The organism is Stenotrophomonas maltophilia, assembly GCF_013464485.1.
Lineage (GTDB): Bacteria > Pseudomonadota > Gammaproteobacteria > Xanthomonadales > Xanthomonadaceae > Stenotrophomonas > Stenotrophomonas maltophilia_AW.
Genome location: NZ_RAUX01000038.1, coordinates 17,727 through 32,011, shown reverse-complemented (window position 1 = coordinate 32,011; position 14,285 = coordinate 17,727). Strand labels below are relative to the sequence as shown.

The window sequence follows — 14,285 nt, the reverse complement described above, 5'->3', positions numbered from 1 at the left end:
CGGCCAGCGCGTGCGTGAGCGCGGGGAGGCGTAATCGTTTCCAGATGCGCTGCGCTCGTGGCGCCTTCCTTTTGTCGAGGCTCGCGTGAGGGGGAGGCGATGCAGGACACGCTGCAAGTACGTCCCTGTAAGCTCGATGGCGCCATCCATGGCGCCAACGGTCCTGCATCGCCTCCCCCTCACGCGAGCGTCAAGGTTCGCCGCGAGCGCGGTGGGGATGGCAAAGGCAAGAGCAAAAAAACAAAGGCGCCTTTCGGCGCCTTTGTCTTCAAACCACTGGAGCGTTGCTTCAGCCCTTGGCGACGGTGGCCACGGCCTTGGCGACGTATTCCAGGTTGTTCTGGTTCAGCGCGGCCACGCAGATGCGGCCGGTGCCGACGGCGTAGATGCCGAACTCGTCGCGCAGGCGCTCGACCTGCTCACGGCTCAGGCCCGAGTAGGAGAACATGCCGGCCTGCTCGTTGATGAAACCGAACTGCGACGCACCGGCCGCGGCCAGCTTCTCGACCAGGCCCTGGCGCAGGGCGTGGATGCGCTCGCGCATCTCGGTCAGCTCCTGCTCCCACATCGCGCGCAGTTCCGGGTTGGTCAGCACGCCGGCCACCAGCGCAGCACCGTGGGTGGACGGGCTGGAGTAGATGGTGCGGATCACGCGCTTGACCTGCGACTGCACGGCCTTGGCGTCAGCGGCGGTCGGCGCCACCATCGACAGCGCACCCACGCGCTCGCCATACAGCGAGAACGACTTGGAGTACGAGTTGGCGACGATGAAGCTGTCGATGCCGGCTTCGGCGATGATGCGCACCGCGGCGCCGTCCTGCTCGATGCCCTTGTCGAAGCCCTGGTAGGCCATGTCGATGAAGGGGAACAGCTGGCGGTCCTTCAGCAGCTGGGCGACCTGCTTCCACTGGGTGACCGTGAGGTCGGCACCGGTGGGGTTGTGGCAGCAGGCATGCAGCAGCACCACGGTGCCGGCTTCCAGCTTGCCCAGGTCGGCCAGCAGGCCGTCGAAGTTGACGCCGTGGGTGGTCGGGTCGAAGTAGGAATACTCCACCACCTCGAAGCCGGCCGCGCTGAACACGGCGCGGTGGTTTTCCCAGCTCGGATTGCTCAGCGCAACGGTGGCGTGCGGCAGCAGCTTCTTCAGCACGTCGGCGCCGACGCGCAGCGCACCGCTGCCACCGACGGTCTGTGCGGTGGTGACGCGGCCGGCGGCCAGCAGCGGCGAATCCTTGCCGAACACCAACTCACGCGTGGCCTGCGTGTACGCCGGCAGGCCATCGATCGGCAGGTAGCCGCGCGGTTTGGCTTCAGCGGCGAGCTGCTGCTCGATCTGCTTGACGGCGCGCAGCAGCGGAATGCGGCCGCTCTCGTCGTAGTAGATGCCCACACCCAGGTTGACCTTGGTCGGGCGGCTGTCGGCGTTGTACGCCTCGGTCAGGCCCAGGATCGGGTCGCCTGGGACCAGTTCCACGTTTGCAAAGAAGGACACGGCGGTACTCGTTCGGTAGACGGAAAGGGGGAGGAATTGCGCCACGCGGTCTGCGGCTTTTCGGCCGGAAACAGCCCATCGTAACAAAGCCTGCCGGGGCTGGCCGCCGCCATCGTCATCCGCGGCCTCGTACCATGGCGTGCGTTGCCGCCCGATCCATCAACCTGAATCATGAATCCCGCCGCACGACGCCGTTGCCTGCCCCTGTCCGCCCTGCTGCTGTCGCCCTGGGCGGCGGTGGCCGAGCCTGCGCCCACCGCCCTGCCTGCGGTGCAGGTACAGGCCGCACGAGTGCCGGGCATCGACCCGTTCGCGCTGCCGGCCAGCCAGGACACGGTCTGGATCGATGCCAGCCGCGCGGGCACCGGCGCGCAGCTGTCCGAGGCGCTGGCCGGGGTACCGGGGCTGCTGGCACGCGACCGGCAGAACTTCGCCCAGGACACGCAGCTGTCGATCCGTGGCTTCGGCGCGCGCTCGACCTTCGGGGTGCGCGGGGTGCGGGTGTTGATCGACGGGGTGCCCGCGACCATGCCCGATGGCCAGGGCCAGCTGTCGCATGCCAGCCTGTTGGGCGCCGAACGCATCGAGGTGCTGCGCGGGCCGTTCTCGGCGCTGTACGGCAATTCCTCGGGCGGCGTGCTGCAGGTCTGGAGCGCGCAGGGCCAGGCCGGCGACCCGTGGCGGTTGCGCGTGAATGCCGGCGCCGACAACACGCTCAGTGTCGGTGCGCAGCTGAAGGGTGCCGGCCAAGTGCTGGACTACAACATCGCCGCCAATCACTTCCGCACCGATGGCTGGCGGGACCACAGCCGCGCGCGCCGTGAATCGCTCAACGCACGCATCGGTGGAGAGCTGGGCGGTGGGCGGCTGGAGCTGCTGCTCAACGCACTGGAAGCACCAGATGCGCAGGATCCGCTGGGCCTGACCCGTGCCCTGGTGGCGGCTGATCCGCGCCAGGCCATGGCGGTGGCGCACCAGTACAACACCCGCAAATCGGTGCGCCAGCAGCAGGCCGGCCTGCGCTGGACCCGTGAAACGGGAGCGCAGCGCTGGCAGTTGATGGGCTATGCCGGGCAGCGCGCGGTGCGCCAGTACCTGCCGATTCCGCCGACTGCGCAGGCCAATCCGCTGCATGCCGGAGGGGTGATCGATCTGGAGGGCGGCTACGGCGGACTGGACGCGCGCTGGGGGTGGCATGGTGACCTCGCCGGCCGCCCCCTCGATCTGGTGGCCGGGCTCAGCGCCGATCGCCAGCGCCAGCATCGCACCGGCTACGAGAACTTCATCGGCAGCGCCTTGGGCGTGCGTGGGCGGCTGCGTCGTGACCAGATCGACGTCGTGCAGAATGTGGACCAGTTCGCCCAGGCCTGGTGGCAATGGAGCCCGCGCTGGTCGCTGCTGGCCGGCCTGCGCCACAGCACCGTGCGCTTCGACTCGGACGATCGCTACATCACCGCCCGCAACCCGGATGACAGCGGCCACCGGCGCTACCAGGCGACCACACCAGTGGCAGGCGTCAGCTTCGAGGCCAGCCCGCAGTGGCGGCTGCACGCGGCCGTGGGGCGTGGTTTCGAGACCCCCACCTTCAATGAACTGGGTTATCGCGCTGACGGCCAGGCGGGATTGGCACTGGATCTGGCGGCCGCCCGCAGCCGCAATCTGGAGATTGGCAGCAAGTGGCATGCGCAAGGCGGAACCCAGCTCGATATCAGCCTGTTCCGCGCAGATACCGACGACGAGCTGGCAGTTGCCAGCAATATCGGTGGGCGCAGCACCTATCGCAACATCGGCCGTACCCGCCGCCAGGGCGTGGAACTGCAATACCGCCAGCCGTTGGCCGAACAGCTGGAACTGCAGCTGGCGTGGACCTGGCTGCAGGCGCAGGTGCGCTCGCCGTACCTGACCGCGAACAGTTGGGTCGCTGCAGGCAGCCGCCTGCCCGGCGTGCCACGCCAGCAGGCCTTCGCCCGCCTGCAGTGGAGCCCCGCCGACTGGCAGTGGGCGCTGGAGGCCTCGGCCAGCACCGATACCGTGGTCAATGACGTGGCTACGGCGCGCGCGCCCGGTTTCGCCCTGCTGCATCTGGAAGGCGGGCGCCGCTGGACCCTGCCGGGTGGCGAGCTGCGCGCCTTCGCCCGGCTGGAGAACGTGCTGGACCAGGCCTACATCGGCTCGGTGATCGTCAATGACGGCAATGGTCGCTTCTACGAGCCGGGACCGGGACGGCGGGCCAGCGTCGGCCTGCAGTGGTCGTGGCGCTGACGCCCCACCAACGGTAGCGCCGGGCCATGCCCGGCGTATCCCCAGGCGCTCGCCGGGCATGGCCCGGCGCTACCCTTCAATCGGGCGCCTTTGCTGGCACAAACGGCGAGGTCGGGTCGCTGGCCGGGAAGGTCTCCTCCAGCGCCTCGTCCTGGTTGTCGCTGGCACGCTGCTTGCGCTCGCGGCGCTTGAGCGGACTCTCCTGGCCGCCGCGATGGCGGTCACCGCCATCCTTGCGGTCCTGGGCCGCCTGTTCAGCCACATGTTTTACCGGCAGGTGGTCGTCACCGTGCTCGGCGTCGAAGAACGGTGCACCGGTGCCGCGGTAGTCGGCGTTGTCGGCATCGCGCTTGCCGCGCTGCTCGCCGGGAAGGGGCGGGTGGTTTTCCCGCAGCGGGTCTCGTGAGGTCTCTCGGCTCATGGTCTGGTACCTGCACTCGGGGGCTCCCACTACACCGCCCTGCAGGTAAAGCCGCCGCGAACCTGGCGTCATGAACATCTCGCTCACCCCCCGGTAACGGCACCGCGCGTATTCCTGCCCACCCGCCCCCGCTGCTGGAGCCGGCCATGCCCCGTCTTGAACGACCCGCACCATCCGTGTTCAACGCCCTGCTCGATCCGCTCGGCCAGCGCACCGCGCAGCGCCGCACGCGCCGCCAGGAAGATCCGCAGGCGGTGGCGCAGGACTACCTGCAGTACATGCTCAGCGACTACGAGGAGAGGCGTGGCCAGAGCCACCGCAACTGGCGCGATCTGTGCCCGGTGTATGCCTTCGCGCTGACCACCCATGCCGCGGATTGGCCACGCGGTGATGCCGCCGATACCTGCGAAGAACTGGCCGAGCACTGGGAGCAGATGCGCGGGCAGTCGCGGTTGAGCTGGTCGCAGGCGAGGCCGGTGGTGGAGGATGCCTGGCGCGCGCTGGACCATATTCCGGCGGCGGCGGTGAGGCCGCTGCTGCAGTAGTGCCGGGCACTTGAAGCAGCCGAGCGTGGGCTCGGCTCTACAGCCAAGTGGCCGCGCCACCTGACGTGCACGGCACCGACACGGGTGGTTTACACCGCTGGGCAGAAGCTGGGCGTCCCCTGCCCTGCCAAAGGTGCGCCCATGGCCCGCCCGATCTGGACCGGCACGCTGTCGTTTGGCCTGCTCAATGTGCCGGTGTCGCTGATGTCCGGCGAACGCAAGGTCGATCTGCAGTTCCGCATGCTCGACTCCCGCGACCGCAAGCCGATCCGTTTCGAACGGGTCAACGCCGACACCGGCGAGGAAGTGCCCTGGAAGGACATCGTCAAGGCCTATGAGTACGACAAGGGCAGTTACGTCGTGCTGGAGGAAGGTGATATCCGCTCGGCCGCGCCGGAAAGCCACGAAGCGGTGGAAGTGGAATCGTTCGTGGATGCGGCGCAGATCGACCCACGCTATTACGAGAAGCCGTATCTGCTGGTACCCGGCAAGAAGGCCGAAAAGGGCTACGTGCTGCTGCGCGAGACATTGCGCAGTACCGGCAAGGTGGGCATCGCGCGGGTGGTGGTGCGAACACGGGAATACCTGTGTGCGGTGATGCCACAGCAGGACGCACTGGTGCTGATGATCCTGCGCTATCCGCAGGAACTGGTGGATCCCGAGGACTACAAGCTGCCCACTGGAAAACTGTCCGACTACCGCATTACCGGCAAGGAAACGGCGATGGCCGAGCAGTTGATCGAGTCGATGTCCAGCGATTGGGATCCATCGCACTACCACGATGAATTCCGCGAGCGCCTGCAGCAGGTGTTGAACAAGCGCATCAAGTCCAAGGGCGGCACCACCCGGGTGGACGATGAGCCCGTACCGCACGAAGATGCCACCACCAATGTGGTTGATTTCATGGCGCTGCTGCAGAAGAGCCTGGACGCGAACAAGCGAACGCCGGCGAAGAAGGCCGCAACGCGCAAGGCACCGGCAAAGAAGGCTGCGAAGAAGACTGCCAAAAAGGCCGTGAAAAAGACCATCCGGCGCAAGGCAGGTTGAACCATGTCGTTGCATCAGTACCGGCGCAAGCGCCGACTGGGTGGTGGCGCCGGGCAGACGCCGGAACCTGACGAAACGCCTGCACGCGCTGATCCCAAGCGGCGGCCGATCTTCGTCATCCAGCTGCACCATGCCAGTTCGCGCCACTACGACTTCCGCCTTGAAATGGACGGCGTACTGAAGAGCTGGGCCGTGCCGAAGGGGCCTTCGCTTCGCGTCGGCGAGAAGAGGCTGGCAGTGGAGGTGGAAGACCATCCCTTGTCCTACGCCGGCTTCGAAGGAGACATTCCTGAAGGCCACTATGGTGCTGGCCACGTGGATGTCTTCGATCACGGCACCTGGGCCTGTGAGGGCGATCCACTGCAGGCGCTGGCATCCGGAAAGATCGACTTCGTTCTGCACGGGCAACGCCTGGCCGGTGGCTGGAAGCTGGTGCGCACCGCGATGAAAGGACGCCAGATGCAGTGGCTGCTGATCAAGCGTGACGACGGTGAAGCGCGCGACGCCGAAGCGGATGACCTGCTGACGGCACCGATGCTGAAACGAGCACCTGCGGCGAGCAAGCGTCCCGCGGAGAAAGCGGCGCGCGCTGCCCCCGTCGCACGCACGACCACACGCAAGGCCGATGCGCGCTGGCATGCACGTGCACTGCAACTGCACGGCGCACGTGATACGCCCTATCCCCGCGGCTTCAAACCGCAGTTGACCGATCATCGCGACCATGCCCCGGATGGCGAGCGCTGGCTGCATGAAATCAAGTGGGATGGCTATCGCCTGCTGGCCGATCTGCACGACGGCGAGGTGAAACTCCGCTCACGTAACGGCCTGGACTGGACGGCCGACTTTCCCGAGGTCGTGCAGGCCGTGCAGGCGCTGCCGGTACGCGATGCGCGCCTGGATGGCGAGCTGGTGGTTCTGGACAAGGAAGGACGCAGTGACTTCGCAGCGTTGCAGCGCGTGATCGACGGTAGTTCGAAGCAACCGCTGCGCTACATCGTGTTCGATCTTCCGGGTGTGGCCGGCGTGGACACCAGTCGTGCACCGCTGGTGGAGCGCAAGGCGCTGCTGAAGGACCTCATCGGGCCGGCGCCCGGCACCCTGGCCTTCAGCGAACACGTGATCGATCATGGACCGCAGGTGTTCGATGCCAGCGGCGAGGCCGGCTTCGAAGGCATCGTCAGCAAGCAGGTGGATGCGCCGTATGTGAACACCCGCGCGCGCAACTGGGTGAAGGTGAAGCACGAAGACACCGACGAGTTCGTGATCGTCGGCCACACGGCACCCAAGGGTTCCCGGGTGGGATTCGGCTCGCTGCTGCTGGCCACGTCGGACAAGGCCGGCCTGCGCTATGTGGGCCGCGTTGGCACCGGCTTCGACGACGAGAGCCTGCGCGCGCTGCTCAAGGTATTGCAGCCGTTGGCAGTGAAGGCGCCCGTGCTGCAGCTTCCGGCGCATGTGCCGTTCCGCGCTGCCAGCGTACGCTGGGTGAAACCGGTGGCGGTGGCGGAGGTGGCGTTCCGTGGCTGGGGCAAGGAAGGCCTGCTGCGCCAGGCCAGTTTCAAGCGGCTGCGCAGCGACAAGCAGAAGGCGGACCTGGGAATGAGCACCGCAGATGCCGAAACCGGAGGCGAGGTCCAGATCACGCATCCGGAGCGGGTGGTGTTTCCAAAGCAGAAACTGAGCAAGGGCGACGTGGCCGACTACTACCAGCGCATGGCACGCTGGATCCTGCCCGAAATCGCCGGACGTCCGCTGTCACTGCTGCGCTGCCCGGACGGCGTGGGCAAGGCCTGCTTCTTCCAGAAGCACCATGGTCCTGGGCTGGGCGATGCGGTACATGCGGTGCCCCTGCAGCAGAAGAGCGGCCGCGAGGATTACGTCTACATCGACGATGCACGGGGCCTGCTGCAGCTGGTGCAGATGAACACCCTGGAGCTGCATCCCTGGGGCGCGACCGTGGCCGACCCCGAGCATCCGGATCGCCTGGTGTTCGATCTCGACCCCGGCGAAGGCGTCAGCTGGGCACAGGTGAAAGCCGGTGCACGCGATGTGCGTGACCGCCTGCAGCAGGTGGGCCTGAAGAGCTTCGTGCGGCTGTCCGGTGGCAAGGGTGTACATGTGGTGGTACCGCTGCAGCCCAAGGCTGGCTGGGAACAGGCGAAGGCATTCTGCGAGGCGTTCGCGCAGGCCATGGCGCTGGAGCAGCCTGATCGCTACGTGGCGACGATGAGCAAGGCCAAGCGCGGCGGGGTGATCTTCATCGACTGGCTGCGCAATACACGCGGTGCTACCAGCGTCTGTTCGTGGTCGCTGCGCGCGCGCGATGCTGCCGGCGTGGCAGTGCCGCTGCGCTGGGAAGAACTGGCCCGGGTGAGCGCGGCCGACGCGTTTCCGATGGCCAAGGCGCTGGCGCGCGCGAAGCGGCTGAAGGGTGACCCATGGCAGGGCATCGCGCGGCTGAAGCAGACGCTGCCGCGCATGGACCTGTAGAGCCGAGCCCATGCTCGGCTTTCATGCACATCGACACAGGCAGCCGAGCATGGGCTCGGCTCTACAGATGCGGCGCTACGTTGCGTCCCGCGACGCACGGCGCCCAAACCACCAGCCGGCCAGCAGCTGCAGTGGCAGCGATGCCAGCAGCGAAATGACGAACCACAACGGAAAATCCGCGCCCGTAGTCCACACCGCGTAGGCGCAGCCCAGCGCGATCAACGACCAGATCGAAAAACCATGCGAACGCGGCCAGCAGGGCGCGTAGTAGGTGGCGAAGGAAATGCCGGCGATGCCACCGAGTACGCTGAAGGCCAGGTCCCACCCCAGCTGCACGCGGTTGTTGTCCGGCGACATGCCCAGCAACGGCGGCAGCCAGCCGGCGACGCTGCTGACCAGCGCAAGCGACAGCACGCCGCCGATCAGGGCGACGAGGGACAGGAACAGGGTCTTGAGCATGCCGGGCATACGCGCATTGTACGGCTGCCACGGAGTGCCCGGGTTGCCGGCCAGCGGCCGGCACTACCGAACCGCCTGGGGTTTGCCGGCCAGTGCCGGCGCTGCCGATGGGTCGGCATGGCCGCCGCGTCCGTGGGAGAGGGGGACGGAGCGGCGGCCATGCACAGGCGGTCAGGCGGCGAAGTCGAGCACCACGCGGCCTTCAATGGTGCCCGCGTGCATGCGCGCGAACACGTCGTTGATGTTTTCCAGGCGGTCGGTGCTGACCGTGGCCGCGACCTTGCCTTCGGCGGCGAACTGCAGCGACTCCTGCAGGTCCAGCCGGGTGCCGACGATCGAGCCGCGTACGGTGATGCCGTTGAGCACCATGCCGAAGATGTCCAGCGGGAAGTTGCCCGGCGGCAGGCCGTTGAGCGAGACGGTGCCGCCACGGCGGACCATGCCCAGCGCCTGCTCGAAGGCCTTCGGCGAAACCGCGGTGACCAGGGCGCCGTGCGCGCCGCCGATTTCCTTCTTCAGGAAGGCGGCGGGGTCGGTGGTGCGCGCGTTGACGGTGATCTGCGCGCCGAGCTGCCGGGCCAATGCCAGCTTGTTGTCGTCCACATCCACCGCAGCCACGTTCAGGCCCATCGCGCGGGCGTACCGCACCGCCATGTGACCGAGGCCGCCGATGCCGGAAATCACCACCCAGTCCCCGGGCTTGGTGTCGGTCACCTTCAGGCCCTTGTAGACGGTCACGCCGGCGCACAGCACCGGCGCGATCTCGACGAAGCCCACTTCCTTCGGAAGCAGGCCGACATAGTTGGCATCGGCCAGTGCGTACTCGGCGAAGCCGCCGTTGACCGAGTAGCCGGTGTTGCGCTGTGTCTCGCACAGCGTTTCCCAGCCACCCAGGCAGTGTTCGCAATGGCCACACGCCGAGTACAACCAGGGGATGCCGACCCTGTCGCCTTCCTTGACGTGCCCTACCCCGCCTCCCACGGCCACGATGTGCCCCACGCCCTCGTGACCGGGGATGAACGGCGGGTTCGGTTTCACCGGCCAGTCGCCCTCGGCGGCGTGCAGGTCGGTGTGGCAGACGCCACAGGCCTCGATCTTGACCAGTACTTCGCCCGCCCCCGGGCGCGGTACCTGGACTTCCTCGATCACCAGTGGCTTGCCGAACTCACGCACCACGGCGGCCTTCATGGTCGAATTCATGTTCGGATCTCCGTAGTGCGCTTGCCCACAGAATGACGCCGGCTCGAGGCCGGCGCTTTGATCACGATCAAACCTTTGACGATCCGTGCAGCAGGTTCAGCTGGCCAGCACTGACGCCTCGCGGGCCAGGCGCTCGATCGCATCCCAGTCGCGGGTCTGCAGCAGCGCCGGGGTGGTCAGCCACGAGCCGCCCACGCACAGCACGTTGGGCAGGTGCAGGAACTGCGGCGCAGTCTGCGCGCTGATGCCGCCGGTCGGGCAGAAGCGCACATCGGCGAACGGGCCGTGCCAGGCCGCCAGCAGCGCAGCGCCACCGGCCTGCACTGCCGGGAAGAACTTGAAGGTGTCGTGGCCGTGCTCCAGGCCCAGGATCAGGTCCGATGCGGTGGCGGCACCGGGCAGGTACGGCAGGTCGGCGTCGCGTGCGGCGGCATACAGTGCCGGTGTCGCACCCGGGGACACCGCGAAACGCGCACCTGCCTGCTTCGCTGCCTGCATCTGCGCGGCGTTGAGCACGGTGCCGGCACCGATTACCGCATCGGGCACGGCCTCGACCATCGCCTTGATCGCATCCAGCGCCTGCGGCGTGCGCAGCGTCACTTCGATCACCGGCAGGCCGCCGCGGAACAGCGCCTGGGCCACTTCGACCGCTTCATTCACATCTTCGGGGGTGTACACCGGAATCACCGGTGCCAGCTTCAACAGCGCGCGCAGGCGCGGATCAGCGCTGGACATCGTCTTGCTCCTTGCCCGACCGGGCATCGCGGATCGCCGCCGGGTCCGGCAGCGCAGCGGCGCATGATGCCACGTGGCTCACGACGGTGCTGGTGGTGCCCCGCCCTGCCCTCGGCTCAGGCCGGGTCGGCCTGCAATGCCTGGATGCGGCGTTGGTACCAGTCACCACCGAGCGGATCGAACACCGCAGAGCGCTCCATCTGCGCCTCGTACACGTGTACCGAGATCGCCAGCGCTTCGTTGCTGGCGTTGCGCAGGGTGTGGTACTCGTGCGGCGGAATCAGGCTGCCGGCACTGCCGCAGCCCCCGCGCAGCACGGCGTGGCGGCGGAAGCGGCAGCGCTCACCGTTGCGCTCCAGCAGTTCATAGCGGGTGATCTCCAGCTCGCCTGACCACACTCCCTCCACACACCACATGGCATCGTGGTCGTGCAGCGGCGTGCCCTGCCCTGGGCCCCAGCTCATGGCAATCACGCTGTAGCCGTGTTCGCGGCTGTGGTACAGCGGGCGTCGCGCGTAATGATCACTGACCGGACGGTGCACGCATTCGGGCAACTCGATGCGGCTGTCCGCGATGGCTTCCTGCAGCGCCAGCTGCAGGTCGGCGGTGATGCGCTCGGCATCACCGGAGGTCATCGCCGCGTCGACTGCGGCGATCAACCGGTCGCGGCCACGGAACGCCGGAAACGGAGAAGTCTGCAGGTCCATGCCCCGACTGTAGCGGAGCCTGGTTAAGGGAATGTTGGCGTTCGCGCGCGTCGCGCCCGCATTCAAGGTGAACACGCGCGGAAGAACGGTTCAGATGGATATCAAGTAGAGCGATCACAATGGAACCTCGCGCAGCAGAAGCGGTCGAACACGACGCGATCCATCTTCGCTGCGACATTCCGCAACTTCGCGCCCCACGGGCGCAAGGCTAGAATTCTCCGAATTACCTGGTTCTATACATGTCAGTGCGAATTATTAGCGATGCCGCGTTGCCGGCATCGAAGGGCAAGGCTGCCACGATCAACGACATCGCACGACTGTCGGGAGTTTCCAAGAAAACGGTTTCAAGAATCATCAACAACTCGCCGCTGGTGCGCAAAGACACCCGCGACAAGGTCGAGGCGTTGATGCGCGAGGTCGGTTACGTGCCCGACCCCTTGGCGCGCGGACTCGCGTTCCGCCGCTCTTTCCTGATTGGCCTGGTGTATGACGACCCGGGCGCCCAATGCATCGTCGATCTGCAGCACGGCGCGCTGGATGCGCTGCGCGGCACCGGCTATGAACTGGTGGTGCATCCCTGCGACAGCCAGGATCCGGAATGCGCGCAGGGCGTGCGCCGGTTCGTGCAGCAGCAGAAGCTGCATGGGGTGATCCTTGGCCCGCGCGCATCCGAATCGACTGCACTCGCGCAGATGCTGGACGACATCGATTGCCGCTACGTACGCATCAACGCACATGCGTCGGAGGATGAAGTGCAGGCGGTGGTCACGCACGATCGCGACGGCGCTGCTGCGGCTGCCGGCTACCTGCTCTCGCTCGGCCATCGCGACATCGCGGTGATCGCCGGTCCGGGTGATCGTCGGACCGCCCGGGAAAGAACCCATGGTTTCCTCGACCGGTTGGCCCAGGTGGGCCTGACCCTGCCGGGGGACCGCGTGCTGGAAGCGGGCGACACGTTCGAGTCCGGCGTGCATGCCGCCGAGCGTCTGCTGCTGGGCGGGCAGCGCCCCAGCGCCATCTTCGCCGGCAACGACGAGATGGCGGCGGGTGTGTACCAGGTGGCGCTGCGCGCAGGCATCGCGGTACCGCAGCAGTTGTCGATCGTCAGCTACGACGACAGTCCGTTGGCCTCGCGGTTGTGGCCGCCGCTGACGTCGGTGCGCCGCCATGTGTCCGATATCGGCCGCATGGCTGCGGCGATGCTGGTGCAGACCGAGGTACCTGAGGCCCCGACTGCGGCCAGCGTGCATCCACAGCTGATGGTGCGCGGTTCCTGTCGGGCCGTGGACGCCTGAGTGCCCAGCCCTCGCCTGCGCCGCTGCGGCAGCGCGTGCAGGCAGAAACAGAAACGGCGCACCGAGGTGCGCCGTCTTCAGTGTTCAGCGGTGTGCGCTTACACGTCGCCGCCGTCGGCCCAGCCTTCGCCCGTGCCCTTCTGGAACACGCGGTCGTCGGCCTGCACGTCACCGGCCGGCAGGTGCGCCTGGTCGGCCAGTGCGGCGTAGATCGGGGTGAAGTCCGGCGAGGTCGCCTGCATCAGCTGTTCGAAGCTGTCGATGACGAAGTAAGTCTTCTGGAAGGTGTCGATGCGGTACCTGGTGCGCATGATGCGCTGCAGGTCGAAGCCGATGCGGTTGGGCGCGGCCGATTCCAGCGAGTACAGCGATTCGCCCTTCGACGACACGATGCCGGCACCGTAGATGCGCAGGCCATCCGGCGTGTCGATCAGGCCGAATTCCACCGTGTACCAGTACAGGCGGGTCAGATTCTGCAGCGCGTCCGGACCGATCGCATGGGCTTTGACGCCGCCGCGGCCGTACGCCTCCATGTAGTCGGCGAACACCGGGTTCATCAGCAGTGGCACATGGCCGAACAGGTCGTGGAACAAGTCCGGCTCGGCGATGTAGTCGATCTGGTCCGGGCGGCGGATCCACCAGGTAACCGGGAAACGGCGGTTGGCCAGGTGATCGAAGAAATCCAGTTCCGGCAGCAGGCCTTCCACGCCCACCAGGGTCCAGCCGGTGGCGGCGCCCAGCACTTCATTGAGCTGGTCGAAGCGCGGAATCATGTGCGCGCTCATGCCCATCTCGTCCTGCGCGTCCAGGAATTCCTGGCAGGCGCGGTCGACCAGCAGCTCGCGCTGGCGCTGGTACAGAGTGCTCCAGGTGGCGTGATCGTCGGCGGTATAGGTCTCCCACGGCTGCTCGACGAGCGCGGTGGTGTACACCGGCACGTAGCCCTTGTCGGTCTGCTGGTGTTCGACGCGGCGGGGCTGGGCGAGGTCCATGGGGCACTCCTTGACGGGATACCTACGATGCTAGGGCAGAGCACGCGCAACAGGGTTGCAAAAGTTGCGCCGATTGGCCTTGTTGGCGCAATATCCTTGCGTACTCACCATGTTGCGGGGCAACAATGGCCGGAGAAGTCCAGTTCGATCGCACGGATATACGCCTGCTGGCTGAAATCCAGCGGGATGGGCGCGCCACCAACGCTGAGCTCGCGGCACGGGTGAATCTTTCGCCTTCGGCCTGCCTGCGGCGCCTGCAGCGGCTGGAAAGCGAGGGCGTGATCGTCGGCTATGGCGCGCGGCTGGAACCGCGCCAGCTGCGCCTGGGCCTGCAGGCCTTCGTGCGCGTGCAGCTGGAAAAGCACGATCAGGCTGCCATCGGCCACTTCGTGGACAGCGTGCAAGCGTGGGATGAGGTGGTGGCCTGCCATGCACTGACCGGCGACATGGACTATCTGTTGCACGTCTACGTGCGCGACCTGGAGCACTTCTCGCGCTTCCTGCTGGATCGCCTGCTCAATGCAGGGGGCGTGGCCGATGCCAATTCCAGCTTCGTGCTGCGAACGGTGAAGGGCTTCCAGGCATTGCCGTTGTCGCAGCTGGAGCCCTGAGCGACCACCGGGCATGCCCGGTGGCCAGC

The 14,285-nt window shown here is 67.0% G+C and carries 13 protein-coding genes; 6 read left to right on the top strand and 7 right to left on the bottom strand.

Going from position 1 to position 14,285, the window contains the following annotated elements; translation table 11 throughout:
• Nucleotides 1-289: 289 nt before the first annotated feature.
• Nucleotides 290-1,492, bottom strand: coding sequence for an aromatic amino acid transaminase (locus D7Y61_RS17185; RefSeq protein ID WP_180868031.1), 1,203 nt, complete (start codon nucleotides 1,490-1,492; stop codon nucleotides 290-292).
• Nucleotides 1,493-1,663: 171 nt separating this feature from the next.
• Between D7Y61_RS17185 and D7Y61_RS17180 the strand changes: the two genes are divergently transcribed.
• Nucleotides 1,664-3,754 (top strand): TonB-dependent receptor family protein, encoded by a 2,091-nt coding sequence (locus tag D7Y61_RS17180; protein ID WP_180868029.1) that lies wholly within the window; start codon nucleotides 1,664-1,666, stop codon nucleotides 3,752-3,754.
• Nucleotides 3,755-3,830: 76 nt separating this feature from the next.
• Here the strand turns inward: D7Y61_RS17180 and D7Y61_RS17175 are convergent, their stop codons facing one another.
• Complete coding sequence (locus D7Y61_RS17175; protein ID WP_126930451.1) at nucleotides 3,831-4,175, bottom strand: hypothetical protein; 345 nt, start codon at nucleotides 4,173-4,175, stop codon at nucleotides 3,831-3,833.
• Nucleotides 4,176-4,321: 146 nt separating this feature from the next.
• On the opposite strand from D7Y61_RS17175, the gene D7Y61_RS17170 reads away from it, so the two are divergent.
• The 3 genes from D7Y61_RS17170 (at nucleotide 4,322) to ligD (ending at nucleotide 8,257) form a co-directional block, all read left to right on the top strand.
• The gene (locus D7Y61_RS17170) at nucleotides 4,322-4,720 is read left to right on the top strand and encodes a hypothetical protein (RefSeq protein ID WP_010487387.1); all 399 of its coding nucleotides are present in this window, start codon (nucleotides 4,322-4,324) and stop codon (nucleotides 4,718-4,720) included.
• A gap of 141 nt (nucleotides 4,721-4,861) precedes the next feature.
• Complete coding sequence (locus D7Y61_RS17165; RefSeq protein ID WP_180868027.1) at nucleotides 4,862-5,767, top strand: Ku protein; 906 nt, start codon at nucleotides 4,862-4,864, stop codon at nucleotides 5,765-5,767.
• Between the two features lie 3 nt (nucleotides 5,768-5,770).
• Nucleotides 5,771-8,257 carry a DNA ligase D gene (gene ligD / locus D7Y61_RS17160; RefSeq protein WP_180868025.1) on the top strand — a complete coding sequence of 829 codons (2,487 nt, stop codon included), beginning with the start codon at nucleotides 5,771-5,773 and terminating at the stop codon, nucleotides 8,255-8,257.
• 75 nt (nucleotides 8,258-8,332) lie between these two features.
• On the opposite strand, the gene D7Y61_RS17155 is transcribed toward ligD, so the two are convergent.
• From D7Y61_RS17155 to D7Y61_RS17140, 4 genes are all read right to left on the bottom strand, one after another.
• A complete protein-coding gene (locus D7Y61_RS17155) occupies nucleotides 8,333-8,725 on the bottom strand; it encodes a hypothetical protein (protein ID WP_180868023.1) in 393 nt (130 codons plus the stop codon).
• A 162-nt stretch (nucleotides 8,726-8,887) separates the two neighbouring features.
• Nucleotides 8,888-9,916 (bottom strand): alcohol dehydrogenase AdhP, encoded by a 1,029-nt coding sequence (gene adhP / locus D7Y61_RS17150; protein ID WP_180868021.1) that lies wholly within the window; start codon nucleotides 9,914-9,916, stop codon nucleotides 8,888-8,890.
• A 96-nt stretch (nucleotides 9,917-10,012) separates the two neighbouring features.
• Entirely contained in the window at nucleotides 10,013-10,651 is a 639-nt protein-coding gene (gene eda, locus D7Y61_RS17145; RefSeq protein WP_057501592.1) for a bifunctional 4-hydroxy-2-oxoglutarate aldolase/2-dehydro-3-deoxy-phosphogluconate aldolase, read from the bottom strand.
• A gap of 116 nt (nucleotides 10,652-10,767) precedes the next feature.
• Entirely contained in the window at nucleotides 10,768-11,358 is a 591-nt protein-coding gene (locus tag D7Y61_RS17140; RefSeq protein WP_180868019.1) for a cysteine dioxygenase family protein, read from the bottom strand.
• A 239-nt stretch (nucleotides 11,359-11,597) separates the two neighbouring features.
• On the opposite strand from D7Y61_RS17140, the gene D7Y61_RS17135 reads away from it, so the two are divergent.
• A complete protein-coding gene (locus D7Y61_RS17135; RefSeq protein ID WP_180868017.1) occupies nucleotides 11,598-12,653 on the top strand; it encodes a LacI family DNA-binding transcriptional regulator in 1,056 nt (351 codons plus the stop codon).
• A gap of 98 nt (nucleotides 12,654-12,751) precedes the next feature.
• On the opposite strand, the gene phhA is transcribed toward D7Y61_RS17135, so the two are convergent.
• The gene (gene phhA, locus D7Y61_RS17130; RefSeq protein WP_180868015.1) at nucleotides 12,752-13,645 is read right to left on the bottom strand and encodes a phenylalanine 4-monooxygenase; all 894 of its coding nucleotides are present in this window, start codon (nucleotides 13,643-13,645) and stop codon (nucleotides 12,752-12,754) included.
• A 125-nt stretch (nucleotides 13,646-13,770) separates the two neighbouring features.
• Between phhA and D7Y61_RS17125 the strand changes: the two genes are divergently transcribed.
• Nucleotides 13,771-14,256: an Lrp/AsnC family transcriptional regulator gene (locus D7Y61_RS17125; protein ID WP_164137061.1), complete on the top strand. Its 486-nt coding sequence runs from the start codon at nucleotides 13,771-13,773 to the stop codon at nucleotides 14,254-14,256.
• The last annotated feature ends 29 nt before the right edge of the window (nucleotides 14,257-14,285 follow it).

Coding starts and splice junctions, on each gene's coding strand:
- D7Y61_RS17125 (WP_164137061.1), top strand. CDS start 13,771: ATGGCCGGAGAAGTCCAGTTCGATCGCACGGATATACGCCTGCTGGCT.
- D7Y61_RS17135 (WP_180868017.1), top strand. CDS start 11,598: ATGTCAGTGCGAATTATTAGCGATGCCGCGTTGCCGGCATCGAAGGGC.
- D7Y61_RS17170 (WP_010487387.1), top strand. CDS start 4,322: ATGCCCCGTCTTGAACGACCCGCACCATCCGTGTTCAACGCCCTGCTC.
- adhP (WP_180868021.1), bottom strand. CDS start 9,916: ATGAATTCGACCATGAAGGCCGCCGTGGTGCGTGAGTTCGGCAAGCCA.
- phhA (WP_180868015.1), bottom strand. CDS start 13,645: ATGGACCTCGCCCAGCCCCGCCGCGTCGAACACCAGCAGACCGACAAG.
- D7Y61_RS17175 (WP_126930451.1), bottom strand. CDS start 4,175: ATGAGCCGAGAGACCTCACGAGACCCGCTGCGGGAAAACCACCCGCCC.
- ligD (WP_180868025.1), top strand. CDS start 5,771: ATGTCGTTGCATCAGTACCGGCGCAAGCGCCGACTGGGTGGTGGCGCC.
- D7Y61_RS17180 (WP_180868029.1), top strand. CDS start 1,664: ATGAATCCCGCCGCACGACGCCGTTGCCTGCCCCTGTCCGCCCTGCTG.
- eda (WP_057501592.1), bottom strand. CDS start 10,651: ATGTCCAGCGCTGATCCGCGCCTGCGCGCGCTGTTGAAGCTGGCACCG.
- D7Y61_RS17155 (WP_180868023.1), bottom strand. CDS start 8,725: ATGCCCGGCATGCTCAAGACCCTGTTCCTGTCCCTCGTCGCCCTGATC.
- D7Y61_RS17165 (WP_180868027.1), top strand. CDS start 4,862: ATGGCCCGCCCGATCTGGACCGGCACGCTGTCGTTTGGCCTGCTCAAT.
- D7Y61_RS17140 (WP_180868019.1), bottom strand. CDS start 11,358: ATGGACCTGCAGACTTCTCCGTTTCCGGCGTTCCGTGGCCGCGACCGG.